At 66.9% G+C, this 12899-nt stretch carries 12 protein-coding genes and 3 pseudogenes; 6 read left to right on the top strand and 9 right to left on the bottom strand.

The genetic code is table 11. The features are described from left to right. Positions 1-400 precede the first annotated feature (400 nt). Complete coding sequence (locus ACIRVK_RS35590) at positions 401-949, bottom strand: hypothetical protein (protein ID WP_404254545.1); 549 nt, start codon at positions 947-949, stop codon at positions 401-403. Positions 950-1111: 162 nt separating this feature from the next. On the opposite strand from ACIRVK_RS35590, the gene ACIRVK_RS35585 reads away from it, so the two are divergent. After that, entirely contained in the window at positions 1112-2050 is a 939-nt protein-coding gene (locus tag ACIRVK_RS35585) for an ArsR/SmtB family transcription factor (RefSeq protein ID WP_404254543.1), read from the top strand. Between the two features lie 103 nt (positions 2051-2153). Here the strand turns inward: ACIRVK_RS35585 and ACIRVK_RS35580 are convergent. The 4 genes and pseudogenes from ACIRVK_RS35580 to ACIRVK_RS35565 all read right to left on the bottom strand — a co-directional run. Beyond that, a pseudogene (locus tag ACIRVK_RS35580) lies at positions 2154-2784 on the bottom strand (sensor histidine kinase); the annotation flags it as partial. A gap of 374 nt (positions 2785-3158) precedes the next feature. Continuing rightward, positions 3159-3578 (bottom strand): DUF6294 family protein, encoded by a 420-nt coding sequence (locus tag ACIRVK_RS35575; RefSeq protein ID WP_404254541.1) that lies wholly within the window; start codon positions 3576-3578, stop codon positions 3159-3161. Positions 3579-3897: 319 nt separating this feature from the next. Then, positions 3898-4038, bottom strand: a pseudogene (locus tag ACIRVK_RS35570) (IS5/IS1182 family transposase); the annotation flags it as partial. 106 nt (positions 4039-4144) lie between these two features. Next, positions 4145-5215 carry an IS110 family transposase gene (locus tag ACIRVK_RS35565; RefSeq protein WP_404254539.1) on the bottom strand — a complete coding sequence of 357 codons (1071 nt, stop codon included), beginning with the start codon at positions 5213-5215 and terminating at the stop codon, positions 4145-4147. Between the two features lie 427 nt (positions 5216-5642). Between ACIRVK_RS35565 and ACIRVK_RS35560 the strand changes: the two genes are divergently transcribed. From ACIRVK_RS35560 to ACIRVK_RS35540, 5 genes are all read left to right on the top strand, one after another. Beyond that, the gene (locus ACIRVK_RS35560; protein ID WP_404254559.1) at positions 5643-5726 is read left to right on the top strand and encodes a transposase; all 84 of its coding nucleotides are present in this window, start codon (positions 5643-5645) and stop codon (positions 5724-5726) included. Between the two features lie 334 nt (positions 5727-6060). Beyond that, positions 6061-6357, top strand: coding sequence for a transposase (locus tag ACIRVK_RS35555; RefSeq protein ID WP_404254537.1), 297 nt, complete (start codon positions 6061-6063; stop codon positions 6355-6357). A gap of 79 nt (positions 6358-6436) precedes the next feature. Beyond that, complete coding sequence (locus ACIRVK_RS35550; protein WP_404254535.1) at positions 6437-7207, top strand: hypothetical protein; 771 nt, start codon at positions 6437-6439, stop codon at positions 7205-7207. A gap of 78 nt (positions 7208-7285) precedes the next feature. Then, positions 7286-7729, top strand: coding sequence for a transposase (locus ACIRVK_RS35545; protein ID WP_404254533.1), 444 nt, complete (start codon positions 7286-7288; stop codon positions 7727-7729). 315 nt (positions 7730-8044) lie between these two features. Beyond that, positions 8045-9346 (top strand): hypothetical protein, encoded by a 1302-nt coding sequence (locus tag ACIRVK_RS35540; RefSeq protein ID WP_404254531.1) that lies wholly within the window; start codon positions 8045-8047, stop codon positions 9344-9346. Between the two features lie 313 nt (positions 9347-9659). On the opposite strand, the gene ACIRVK_RS35535 is transcribed toward ACIRVK_RS35540, so the two are convergent. From ACIRVK_RS35535 to ACIRVK_RS35520, 4 genes and pseudogenes are all read right to left on the bottom strand, one after another. Then, a complete protein-coding gene (locus ACIRVK_RS35535) occupies positions 9660-9950 on the bottom strand; it encodes an integrase core domain-containing protein (protein WP_404254529.1) in 291 nt (96 codons plus the stop codon). 58 nt (positions 9951-10008) lie between these two features. Further along, a pseudogene (locus tag ACIRVK_RS35530) lies at positions 10009-10626 on the bottom strand (DDE-type integrase/transposase/recombinase); the annotation flags it as partial. A 125-nt stretch (positions 10627-10751) separates the two neighbouring features. After that, positions 10752-10982, bottom strand: a complete 231-nt coding sequence (locus tag ACIRVK_RS35525; protein ID WP_404254527.1) for a hypothetical protein — start codon at positions 10980-10982, stop codon at positions 10752-10754. Positions 10983-11288: 306 nt separating this feature from the next. Further along, positions 11289-12881 (bottom strand): hypothetical protein, encoded by a 1593-nt coding sequence (locus tag ACIRVK_RS35520; protein ID WP_404254525.1) that lies wholly within the window; start codon positions 12879-12881, stop codon positions 11289-11291. Positions 12882-12899 lie beyond the last annotated feature (18 nt).

Here is a 12899-nt window from a genome sequence, read left to right as displayed (position 1 = left end):
GAGCGAGACCTGGAACACCGCGGCGACATCCTCGCGAGTCCGGCCCGCCACCAACGCGGCCACCGCCCGCAGCCGAAGAGCCTCCTGCGCCGACGACGACAACTGCCGTGCGTCCCCCACCAGTTCACTCACGCAGGGAACAACGACCCAGAACACCTACCGTTTCGGATCAATAAGACGAATGACACAGTCCCGCCCGAATCACGACTTTCCCAACGGAGTCCTGAAGGCGGGGGTATCCACGGAGGAATCCCGATGAACACCTTGATGGTCTGCAAGCCCTTTGCCGCGGAATGGAGAATTCCGCACGCCCGGTTCGACCGTGCCAGGGCCCGATGCCGCGGCAGATGAAACACTCGCCGACCGAGAACTCTCATCCCTCTGGTGGGGGGAGCTCCACTCAGGCGGCGGGGAGGTAGTACCAATCCTGGTAGTGGTTCTCCCCATTGGCGTTGCAGCCGTTCTCCGGGAATCCGTAGGTGTCCCCGTAGCCGCCGTCAAGGCACACGCGGTACTGGAAGTTGAAGTAGTTGAGGTAGCCGTCCGCGCTACGGGTGCTGGCCCATTCCTGGGACGGTGAGCCGTCGCACGCGCGGGGAGACACCTCCTTGCTGGCCCCACCGGGCGGGCCGGCCTGGTTCAGAACCGTGAGGCACTCGTTCAAGTTCGTGCTGCGGATCCGGACTTGGGCGTAGGCGTGGTTGGGCGCGTCGGGGTAGACGGACTCGAGGTTCCAGTCGTCCTCGCTACCCCATAGTTGGCAGTCGCTGATGAAGCTGCCCTGGGGGGAGTTGGCTCTGATGCACTGGCCGCCGTCCGCGCTGAGGGCCCGTAGGCCCAACTGCTGATTCTCGACCCAGATCGAGGCGGACGCCGTTCCTGTCGCGGCCGTGAAGGCGGTGGCGGCCATGACGGTGACGACGAGCGTGGACTTCAGTATTGCTTTCACGCTGTAGGTCCTTTCGAGGTTCTCACGAAGGTGACGCGCACACACGATGGACTCCGCGAGACCACCGTGGATAGGCTTTTGCACGAGGATGCAAAGGCTCCATGACCAGGACTGCCAGGAACGTGCTCGGGGGACACCACGTTGATACGGATCCGTCTGGCAATGGACGACCTCGAACGGATGAAGGTCGCTGACGCACCCAACTTCGGATACGAACTCGCCCTCGGCGGAGCACAGTTGGCCAAGCCCGTCTCGAAACGTCACCTGTCGGCCTGGCGAGTCGAGGTCGCCGGCAGCTGGAATCCCCATCACAGCAGGCTGTTCGATCTGTACACGGACTTCTACCTGCCGGCCTTCTTCGACGAGGCCGCCAGACCGGCACCGACACCGATCGACCCGGGCTCGCCACCCGCAGTTGCCCACCTGCGGGACCTGGCCCGGTTCAGCGGCCTGACTCCTTTCACCCGTGGACTTGCCGAAGGCCACCCACGCGCGGCCACCGCACTCGACCAGATACTGGCCGGCCTGCGGGCAACGGGCTTGGACCCGTACCGGCGACGCATCACCTCCCACGTCGCCACCGCATCCGCCGGCGCACGGGCCCAGGCCGCCATCGGCGGCCCCAACCACCTGCTGCGCTCCCTGCATCCGTCCGTCAGCTGGGATGGCCGTCACCTGCTCCTGAACACCCGTGTCCATGCGGAGGAGTCCCTCGAGGGGCGTCCCTTGATATTCCAGCCCACCGCGCTGGCCACCCGAATCATCTTCGACCCGCTGGTCGACTCGGTGACTGTCCTGTATCCCGCTGCCGCCGGCGCCATCACGCGCGACCCCGAGCTGCACGGTCCCGCCCCGGCCTTGGTGTCGCTCCTGGGGGCGACAAGGGCTGCAGCGCTGGTCGCCGTGGTCAGGACGCCGGCCCTGACTACCGGGCGGCTCGCGGCAACCCTCGGCGTATCGGTTGCGGCCGCCTCGCGACACGCCTCCGTTCTTCGCAACTCCGGCCTCGTCGCCACGGTCCGCAACGGTCAAACGGTCCACCACGCCCCGACACGACTCGGCACGGACCTGGTGCACGGATCAACCACCGACGCGAACTGAGCGTGGCGCCGAAGGGATTCCACCTCCCGAACCCGTGCCGGCACGCACGACCACCAGGCCGAGGACCACGCCGGCGTGCGCCGACGCGACGAGTCCGCACCTGTCAGACCGACGGCCTGACCGTCGGTGCATGTGGGGCGGTGGCGGTGGCCGCCGCCGGGAGGTCGATCGCGAAGTCCGTGCGCCCCGGGCGGCTCTGTACGGCGATACGGCGCCCGTGCGCTTTCACGATCGCCGCCGCGACGGCCAGCCCCGATCCGCCCGCCCCCGGTGTCCGGGCACGGGACGTGTCGGCCCGAGTGAGGCGTTCGAACACCTTCGGCAGCAGATCGGCGGGAATCCCGGGCCCGTCGTCCCGCACCCGGATCAGGCAGCGCTCCCTCGTCGCCGCCACCTCAGCCACCACCGTCGTGCCAACGGGCGTGTGCGCAAGCGCGTTGGCCAACAGGCCGGCCACCACCTGGCGGAGCGAGCATCGTCGCCGGTGACCAGAGCCGGGGCGTCGTCCAGATGCAGCGCCAGTTGCCACACGTGGCCGGTCCCCGTCGCCCGCCGTCCCACACCGCCTCCGCGACCGCCGCCGCGAGGTCCACCTCGCCCTCCTCCAGCGTCCGCCCCTCGTCCAGCCGGGCCACCAACAACAGGTCCACCACCAGTCCCGTCATCCGCGCCGACTCCGCCGACACGCGGCGCCAGGCCAGCACCGGCTCGATACGGTCCGTGCCGCGGTTCATCGGGATTCCTCCGTGGATACCCCCGCCTTCAGGCGGAGGAGGAAACAGACTCCTGCGGAGCAGAGCAGGGAAAGCCGATCCGCCGCCAGGGCGGATCGGCGTTCACCGCCAACCACCCGCAGGTAAGTGGTAGTTTGTATGGCGCCCGGTCGGCGATAACCAAGCTGGCCGGGCCTACCGCCGGGCTGGCGGGATGTCAGGTCTGTGGAGCTGGCGTAAGACTGCTGGGCGTACCAACGTCCCTTGCCGTTAGTTCGGGGCAGCTGCTGTCTGAGAAGCAGAAAGCTCGACCCGCGAGGGAAGAATCTCCCTGCTTCAGCTGGGGGAGAAGTCAAGCTGGCACCCGCCGCGCTTGGGGTGCGTGACCCTGACCTTCAGCAGTGATAGGTCATTGAGACTCGGGCAATGCTCGGGAAGATGTACGCGGGGAAGAAGAGCTGGTCTCTGCTATCCCACGTGATCACGGCGTAGGGAGGTGAAAGGCTCGGAGAGGCGATGCGTCCGAAACGCCAGAGCGACACTCCGTGGTCATCGAAGAACTCGAACGTTGCGAGCCACGAGTCATCTCCAGTCGTCGACATGACATCCCCCGAGAACCACTCCGCGTGTCCATCTGGAAATACGGAGAGAGCGCCACCACCCAGCTTGCAGTCTCCGGCGTAGTATGGGCCGTCGAAGCTGAACACGATACTCGCCCCGTCGTGATCTGCGAGTTTTCGAATGGTCTTGCTGAGCGAAACGCCGTCCGCTGGGGCAGTGGTCGGGTTGGTCCTTTGTTCCTGATGAGTGGCCATGGTCAACCTCCCAGTGCATTGGGGTTGTGGTAGGCCGAGCTCAACGTTGGAATGGCCCTTCGCGTCGAGCCGCCACCCCTCAGTCTCCTCTTCGTCCCCTAATATCGCATCTCGAGTCATTTCGCTGCGTAGGCGTAGACATCGCGTCGGCTATTTCGGGGATGACGTTCCTTGAAGTGGTGTAGTTGGGCCGAGTCCCGGAACGCGCGGGTGCCTGCCCGGGGCGTGCATCCGCTGACGGTGCACGCTCCCTGAACGCGGGCAGGCCAACGCGCAAGTCCCCTGGTGAACGGGCAGTTCAACCGGAGGAGCACGCGATGGCGAGGGTGAGCAGGGCCTGTCGGCCTGCGTTCAGGCGCCGCCATCGGGTTCCGAGAGCGCGGCGATGTTCCCTCAGGCGGGCGGCGAGGAAGCGCAGAGCAGAGCTGGACACGTCGACGCCGGACGGGTAGACAAGCATGCGAAGCCCCTAGTGGAGACGATTCTCTTGGTCGAAAACCCATCTACCAGGGCTTCATCTGTCTGCCATCTCAACTACCCAGGTGCCATGGGAGGTTGGAAAGGGCTCACTTCCTGTCGTAGAAGCGACGCGAGTTGGGGTCGCAACGGATGCTGAGCAAGGCGGATTGGTAGAAGACGCGTTGCACGCGTCGGTGGTATCGCTTGGGGCGGTGAAGGTTGCCGCTGACCTGCCCGGAATCTCGTGGCGCGGGCGCCACGCCGGCGAAGGCCGCAAGCCGGTCCGGAGTCGGAAACGCATCCATGTTGCCGCCGGTGGCGGCGAGGAGCTCGGCGCCCAGGATGGCGTCGATGCCCGGCAACGAGGTGATCACATCGGCGAGTTCGTATTCACGAAAGCGGTCCTGGATGAGCTTGTCGGTCTCGGCGATCTTCTCGTTGAGGGCCATCACCTCCCTCGCCAGCGTGTGCACCCTCTTCGCGATGGCGGTCTCCCCGGCAACGGCGGTGTATTGGCGCTCTGCGGCCTCGACGGCCGTGGCCGCGAGGACTTCAGGGCGGTAGACCTTGCGGTTGCGCAGCCAGGTTGTCAGGCGTCGCCTGCCCGTGCGGCGAATCGCGGCCGGACTCTGATAGCCCGTCAGCAGGACCAAGGTGCCGACCCTGCCCATGTCGAGGGTCCGCTCCAGGGCCGGGAATATGCTGCTCAGCAGGGCCTTGAGACGGTTGAGCGTACGGGTCCGGTCCTCGACCAGATCGGAACGGCGCTCGGTCAGCAGCCGCAGTTCGATGGCCGCCTCGTCACCGGGACGGATCGGCTGCAGGTCCCGGCGCATGCGAGCCTGATCGGCGATCACCTTCGCATCCCGGGCATCGGTCTTGCCTGCGCCGCGGTAGCTGTTGGTGGCCCGGTTCACTGCGATGCCGGGGATGTAGACGAGTTCCTGACCATGGGCGATGAGCAGCTCGATCAGCAGAGCCGGCTCACCACCAGTCATGTCCATCGCCCAGGTCACACGCTCACCATCGGCGATGTCCAGGACGTCGCAGATCAGCTCCAGCAACTCGGACTCGTCGTTGGCCACCCGGCGCGACAGCACCGTGTCACCCTCGGCATCCAGGACCAGGCAATGGTGGTGGGTCTTGCCGCAGTCGGTACCCGCCCATATCCGGCTCATCGCACTCCATCAGGTCGTTCCTGCCTTGCGTTCCACGGACGACCTCGCCGGCATTGCTCTACAAAGCGACCTTTTCGCACTTCCCAATCGGCGGCCGAGTCGGCGTGGGGATCCGAGCGGCCAAGCATCTCGTGCCACGACCGGCAGCACGACGACAGCCACCCCCCGATCCCCGGGGTGCCCCAACCCTACGAACGGCTGGGGGCGACCCGTGAAGGAACGTAGAGCACGACGAATGGATCGCCTTCCCCCGCCGCTACCTCCCCGAAGGCAGCATGAGCGAGATCTACCGTGAACTCCCCGAAAGCGCCCCCGCACTACCCAACACCACCAACAGGCCCGCCAGTTGATCCCCAACACCACGACGAGGTGATCCTTCGGCGCTGCGAAGAAGTCATGCACGACGTGGGTACGGACCTTCGGCGCGATGCTGCGGGAGTTCAACGGCGACCGCGAGCACGTGCACCTGCTCGTGCACTACCCACCCAAGGCCGCCATTCACGACGCGTAGGGTCCCTCATGGGTGTCTCCGCCCGGCGCCTGCGGCAGGAGGTCCCAGCCCCTATCCGTAAGTACCGGTGGGTGAGCGCTTCTGGTCGCCGTCCTACTTCGCCGCCTCGTGGCGGGGGCGCCCCGCATGCCGTCATCAAGGAGTACATCGCAAACCAGAAACGTCCCAGCGGAGGTCAACAGCGCAGACCCGTGCACCCACACGGGTCACAGCAGCGTCAAGAAGCGCTTCCTCCCGGGCGTGAACGACTTCGTTGGGAAAGGCGTGATTCGAGCAGTGCTGTGTCGCTCGTCTTGTGGATGGCTATGGTCGTTGGCGGGGTGGGGAGCGCGGGATGTCGCTGGAGTCGAGGTCGGATGACGGGGTGCCGGAGCTGACGGCGCGGGTGGTGCGTGCCTCGTTTCCCAAGGGAACGCTGGCTATCCGGATCCGGGAGGCGCTGGGTGTGCTGTTCACGGACGAGGACTTCGCTGTGGCTTTCCCTGGCCGGGGGCGGCCGGCGATCTCGCCGGGAGCCTTGGCTTTGGTGTCGGTGTTGCAGTACGCGGAGGGACTGTCCGACCGGCAGGCCGCTGACCAGGTGCGAGCCCGCATGGACTGGATGTTTTTGGCTGGGGCTGGAGCTGGATGATCCGGGGTTCGACTTCACCGTCCTGGGGGACTTCCGCTCCCGCCTGATCACGCACGGACTGGAGGAACGGATCCTGGAGGTGATCCTGTCCCGGCTGTCCGATGCCGCATTGCTGCGGGCAGGCGGCCGGCAGCGCACCGATGCCACTCACGTGCTGGCCGCGGTGCGCACGCTGAACCGGATGGAGTTCGTCGGGGAAACGCTGCGAGCGGCGCTGGAGACGCTGGCCGCAGCAGCCCCGGACTGGCTGACACCGTTGATCAGCACCGCATGGGTGGAACGCTACGGGGTGAAGGTCGACAACTACCGCTTCCCCAAAGGGGAAGACGTCCGCCGGGAGTGGGCCGAACAGGTCGGCCGGGACGGGTTCGTCATCCTGGACGCTGTCGACGAGACGACCGATTTGGCCTGGCTGGGCGAGATCCCCGCAGTGCGCACCCTGCGCCGGGCCTGGACGGAGCAGTACCACCGGGACGGCAAGGGGGTGCGCTGGCGGGAGGGCAAGGACCTCCCGCCGGCCAGAGACCGGCTGTCTTCCCCCTATGACACCGATGCTCACTACGGCATCAAGCGCGGACCGGGCTGGTGCGGCTACAAGGTCCACTTGAGCGAGACCTGCGAGCCGGACGCCCCGCATCTGATCACGAATGTGGAGACCACGAACGCCACCGTCAACGACACTGAGATGACCGCGGTCATCCATCAGCGGCTGTCTGAGCGGAAGATGGTGCCACGCGAGCATGTGGTGGATGCCGGATATGTCACCGCCGCTCATATCCTGGCCGCCCGCGAGGAGCACGGCATCGACCTGTTCGGGCCGGTCGGGATGGACACCTGTCACAGTGGGTGAGATGGAGGGGCCCCGGATCTGACCCAGGCCGCTTTCACAACGGACTGGGAGGCTCGCAGGGTCATCTGCCCGTAGGGAGTGGTCAGCGCCAGTTGGTCCCAGCAACGCAAAGCCAGCGGCACCCCGCTCGTCCGGGTCCATTTCGCGGTTGCCGACTGCGATTCCTGCCCACTCAGAGCAAAATGCACCAAGGCGGCGAATGGAAAATGGGGCCGCAGTCTGACCCTGCTGCCTCGCGAACAGCAGCAGATCCTGGAACAACGACGTGCGCAGCAGCAGACCGACGAGTGGAAAGAACGCTATGACACGCGAGCCGGGGTGGAAGGCACCATCTCCCAGGCGGTGCGCCGCTGCCCGCCTGCGGCGCACGCCCTACCGGGGCCGGCACAAGACCCACCTGGCGAACGTGCTCTCTGCCACCGCTCTCAACATCATCCGCGCCGACGCCTGGCTCAACGACACCCCACTCGGCACGACCCTTGTCTCTCACCTCACGCGCCTTGCCCCTGCAGCATGATCTGACAGTCGCAGCCGGTTTGGGTATTTCCCAACGGAGTCGTGAACCCCCGGGGTTCCGCGCTAGATCAATGCTGAACGCCCCGGCAACCGCCCGGGTGGGAAGGTGACCTTCACCGTCCCTGGCAGCGAGGCGGCCACGCCGATCAAGCCCGGCTGCACGGTCTGCCTGACGTGCGTCCGACTGGGCGGTTTTCGCGGCGCAATAAAGGCAGAGAGCAATGGGTGCGACTAGCGTGGCGTCGACCGTCAAGTGCTCGACGGTCGGTCCACGCTCCCTTGGCGGCCCAGCAGGCTGCCATGCCGAAATGAGTTTCGCTTATGCACGTCGCATTGCGCCGTACTCTCCTCAAACCGTCCGTCGTGACCGCGTGCGGGTTGTCGGTACTGCTTGCCGCCTCTGTGACGGCCAGCCCGGGCGCCGCTGCCGACGAGCGGCGCCCGGTTACAGGAGGGAGCCCCTCCCTCGAGGGCACGGTCATCACCCTTACCACCATGAAGGTCGGCGCACCCGGCAATCATTCGGTGGGTATCCTCCCGTTCAAGGACGCCCTGTATCGTTCGTGCGCCGACGCCCCTTCCCCGAAGGAGTGCCTTCGAGTTGGAGGTGTGCCCTATCGCTACGAGATCGGTCGGCTCGAAGTCACCGTCGAACAGTGGGTGGCGTTCCTCAATACGGTCGATCCCCAAGGACGCAACCGCCTCCGTCTCTATGACGAGAGCGAGAGTTCGGCCGCGTGGCCGAAGTACGGCCAGATCAACCTCTCTCCAAGGGCAGGCCAAGGCCGTCACTACTCAGTGGCCTTCCCGCAGTGGGCGGACAAGCCATACGGCTTCGCGAACTTCCTGAGGGCGGCACGCTTCGTCAACTCGCTCTACAACGGCCGACTGATCTCCAAGCGGGCCGGCAGCAAGGACAGCTTCCGCTACGTCACGTACCAGGTCGCGTTGTCGTCGCAGACCGAGCGCGGGATGTATGACCTTGCTCGGCCGAAGACGACCCGAGTGCATGGCGTGGGGTTCGTCCTGCCGAGCCAGGACGAGTGGATCAAAGCGGCGTACTACGACCCGCGCGGCGGTGGCACCTACTCCTACTGGAAGTACCCGACCAACCCGGGAGTCTTCGGTGACGGAGAGGCGACCGCTCCCAGCCCCACCGTCCTCAACCCGGGCACCGGCGACGTCTCCAACGCTGCAACGCAGCCTTTGGCTTCGTACCACGCAGACGACAAACCAGCTCCGAGCTGGTGCCCGAACCAGGTGAGGCCCGATGCGTGTGCGACCGTCAATCCTTTCGGATTCGACCCGACCATCTATGCCAAGACCTACCAGGGAAGCCTCAGCACCGTCGGCCAGGCGAGGACCGAATCGCCGTGGGGCACTCTTGACCAGGGCGGCAACGCCGTCGAGTGGACCGACACGATCACAGCGCCCCCTTCGGGGCAGAGTTCCCTCCGGGTCTGGCGGCGGCTCCACGGCGGAATCTCCAACGCATCTGCCTACCAGATGTGGCCCTCAGCTGTTGGACTGCAGCCGCAGGACAACGTGTTCTACAACCACACCTATCCGTGGCTGGGCATCAGGATCGGGGTGATCGGCGACCTGAAGCCCGGTAAGCCCTAACAAACCATCCCAGAACTGTTGATCGTCACTGGATGGCAGTGCGCAGGTCCCGGATGCACCAGTCGAAGCCCGTGCGTCCCTTGTCGTGCGTTTGCTGGTCGGGAGTGAACCCTGACCGCTTTGCGAGTGCGGCGGATGCGGGATTCGCCAACTTCACCGGGATCACCGCCTCCGTCCCGCCAGCACTCGCGGCGTACTGTGACGCCAAGGGGACCGCGCGGGGAGCCGGGCTAGGCCCAGTACCGGTAAGCTGACCCCGGATTCGTGGAGTCCGCGGACTGTCCCGAGTTGGGTGGAGTCGAGTTGCTTGGTTTCAGGCTACTGGCGGGGTGCGGAGTTCGTACTCCACCGGGCTGAGCATGCCCAGCGCGGAGTGCCTGTGCTGTCGGTTGTGGAAGATTTCCAGGTACTCGAAGAGCGCGGTGGACAGCTCCAGACGCGTCCGCCACCGTCTGCGGTTGAGCAGTTCGACCTGGACCCGGGCCCAGAAGGACTCCATCGTCGCGTTGTCCACGCAGTCCCCGATGGAGCCCATCGAGGGCAGCAGGCCGGAGGCCCTCGCGCGCTGGGTGAACGCCGCCATCCACCCTGCTGGCCTGCCCATCAACACCTCCGGGGACGAGGTGCTGCAATGACCGTTTGAATCCGCCCTGCACTCCGTGATCGGAGTGGATGATGGTGCCACCGGGCTGCGGGGAGCGGTTGCTGATGGCCATGGCCAGGGCGTTGGTGGTCAACGCCGCAGTGGGCGAGGCGTCGATCGGCCAGCCCACCACGTGCCGCGAGAACGTGTCCAGGACGACCGCGCGGTACACCTTGCCTTCCCAGGTGGGGTGCTCGGTGTTGTCTGTGACCCATGACTGGTCCCGGGCGTGACGGGTGAAGTTCCGCTCCACCAGGTCGGTGACGGATGGGGTCACGTGCTTGGCGCGGGGGCGCCGGTTGCCGGGCAGGCCGTGCAGGCCGGCGCGCTGCATCAGTGCGGATGGCTTCGAGCCGTCTTTTGGGGGCGTCGCCTCGCCCAGCAGTTCGGCAGCCCGCCGGTGGATGGCCAACTCGGCCTCCAGCTCGGCGATACGCTTGCGGGCTGCAGCGAGCTCGGACAGGTCGCTGCTGTTCGTATCGGGCAACTGCCCTGTATCGATGAGGTGCTGGCGACGCCCGACATGGATCGTCTGGTCGCTGATGCCGAGGAGCCGGGCGGCCTCGGCGACCTTCCTTCCGGATGCGACGAGATCGAGAACCTTGCGGCGGAATCCGGGCGGATAGCTGCGGGGCATCACGGCCTCCGAAGGCTGCTGGACGGTCAATTGTCCAGCAACCCGACTCCATCAGATCCGGGGCATACCACGGTCGTAGCCGCCACACGGGGTGTTGTAGCCTCTGGCGCCCCCGGGTCGACCGGCTACCGGGAGACGGCGCGGTACACGTCGAGCAGCTGTGGCAGCTTCGAGGCAGAGTCGAAACCGAGGGCTAGTCGCGCCGACCGGGCTGCCGCCTCCGCGCGGATCCCATCAGCCACCATAAGCTCCTCCACCAGGTCGGCGAAGGAGCCGTCGTCACCGTACCTGAAAGCGTCATCGAACTGGGCCTCGGTGATTTCGGTCTCGCGCGGCAGGCGCGGGATCCAGGCCACCTGGGTGGAATTGGACCGGCGCGGCCGGGTGGCACCAGGTACCGACCAGCTTCATCTGCGCCAGCCGCCCGGGGCCAGACAACGGATGGCTGATCGGCCCGCTCGGTGATGAGGGCGTTCACTCGGAGCCTCGGTAAACTGGTCGCGGCCTCAAACGACCCGCCCAAGCAGTCACAGCCCACAGCATCGTCCATGGCAGGGCCGGGGTCATCCTGCGGGGGTGGGCATGTGACTACTCCGCCGGGTGTAGGGGAGTGCTGATCACGCGCTGTGCGGCCAGCCCGCCGAGGGCGGGCCGGCCGGTCATCAGCCGTTGCTGTGGCCTTTGCGGGAAGGCTGTGCGGTCGGGGACGGGGAGGCGGAGGCGCCGGCCGTCTTGCTGGGGGCCGTACTCGGACGTGCGCCGGTGCCGGCCGCCGGGGTGCTCTGCGACGCGGACGGGGAGGCGCTGGCCGAGGGAGACGTCCGGCCGGGCGCCGTCAGTGTCGCGTCGGTGACCAGGCCGGCGGCGTTCGTGGTGAGGGTGACGGGGTCGGCGGTGCCGAGAAGCTTGTCGCAGCCCAGGTTGGTGAACGTCTGGTTGGCGCGTGCGGCGAGGAAGCCGAAGAGGTTCGGCGCCATGGCCGGGTCCGGCGAGGGCGCCTTCTGGAAGAGCGCCTTGTCCTTGAAGACGCGCTGGATGCCGGCCGGGTTGCGGAAGAGGTTGGTGCAGAAGGCCGCTCCGTCGGCGTTGGCGCCACGGACCGCGGGCTGGTCGACTCCGGCGCGGTACGCGTTGGTCTTCGCGACGCTGGCAGCGCCGTTGACGAGCGTCATCGGGTCGGTCTGCGGGACGAGCGCGACCGGCGCCTTCTGGCCTGCCGCGGCGGACAGTTCGTCCAGCGCGAGGGCGGATGCGGCCTGGTTGTCGCTCGACTGGTCGGGCGCGGTGAACGGCTTGCAGCCAAGAGCCGGGTCCATGAACTGGGTCAGCAACAGGTTGTCGCTGCCGTTGGCCAGGTCCTTGAAGGCGACGGCGGTCGCCGACTTGGCCTTGCCGTTGTGCCGGTGGTGGCGGTCGCCGCGGTTGTCCAGCCGAGCGGCCTTCTTGACGGCGGCCCTGCCCGCGGCGTTGTTCTGGGCGATACGCCCGCGCGCGTCGGCGATGTAGTGGGTCACCACGTTGTCGCTCTCGTCCTGGTCCACGACGGAGAAGTCCCGCGTGGTCGGGCAGGGCAGGCCGTCCTGGGCCTTCCCGAGCGCCGGAATCCGGATCTTCCCCTTGGCGATCTGCGCGTTGGCGGCCTGGAAGAAGGCCGGTGCGTTGCAGTGCGCGAACTGGCCGAAGACCGAGCCCTGCAGGCCGTTGACGCACTTGCCCTGGGCCAGACTGTTCGTACGGCCGCTTGCCCGCAAGGTCAGGTTGGCGTTGTTGTAGCCGAACCAGATGCCCACGGTCGAACCGCGCGGCACCGAGGGCCGGGCGGGGGGCGCGGCCGGTCTCGTTCCCTTGTCGATCACCAGGGGGTTGTAGACGGTCAGCTTGCCGTTCGGGGCGACGATCGCGGCTTCCACGAACGCCGACTGCTCGGCATTGGCCTCGTGGCAGGCTCCCTTGGCCGCATCGGTTGCGACGAGCTGGTACGGAGTGGCCAGGCCGGCGGCGCTGAGCGGGTTGTCCGGTACCAGCAGCGTGCAGTCCGGATTCGGTGCGACGGCCGCCGCGGGCTGCGCGAGGGTCTTCGGGTTGTTCGGCGGGCTGTGCCGATCACGGCTTTCCGCCGCGAACACCGACCCCGCGACGACGGCGAGAATCATCGGCCCGCCGATCATCGCGAGTGACACCTTCGACCGCTTCCAGCGCCGGGCGTGCTCCCGCCGCGAGGTACGCGACGACTGTGTCAAGTTGTTGCGGGCCACTGAGTTGCTCCTCACTGT

Origin of the sequence: Streptomyces sp. NPDC101152 (genome assembly GCF_044768275.1) — a bacterium.
Classification (GTDB): Bacteria; Actinomycetota; Actinomycetes; order Streptomycetales; family Streptomycetaceae; genus Streptomyces.
The sequence above is the reverse complement of the archived record's forward strand: the minus strand, read 5'-3'. Positions and strand labels throughout refer to the sequence as shown.

Coding starts and splice junctions, on each gene's coding strand:
- ACIRVK_RS35585 (WP_404254543.1), top strand. CDS start 1,112: ATGGACGACCTCGAACGGATGAAGGTCGCTGACGCACCCAACTTCGGA.
- ACIRVK_RS35575 (WP_404254541.1), bottom strand. CDS start 3,578: ATGGCCACTCATCAGGAACAAAGGACCAACCCGACCACTGCCCCAGCG.
- ACIRVK_RS35565 (WP_404254539.1), bottom strand. CDS start 5,215: ATGAGCCGGATATGGGCGGGTACCGACTGCGGCAAGACCCACCACCAT.
- ACIRVK_RS35560 (WP_404254559.1), top strand. CDS start 5,643: ATGCTGCGGGAGTTCAACGGCGACCGCGAGCACGTGCACCTGCTCGTG.
- ACIRVK_RS35555 (WP_404254537.1), top strand. CDS start 6,061: ATGTCGCTGGAGTCGAGGTCGGATGACGGGGTGCCGGAGCTGACGGCG.
- ACIRVK_RS35540 (WP_404254531.1), top strand. CDS start 8,045: ATGCACGTCGCATTGCGCCGTACTCTCCTCAAACCGTCCGTCGTGACC.
- ACIRVK_RS35535 (WP_404254529.1), bottom strand. CDS start 9,950: ATGGGCAGGCCAGCAGGGTGGATGGCGGCGTTCACCCAGCGCGCGAGG.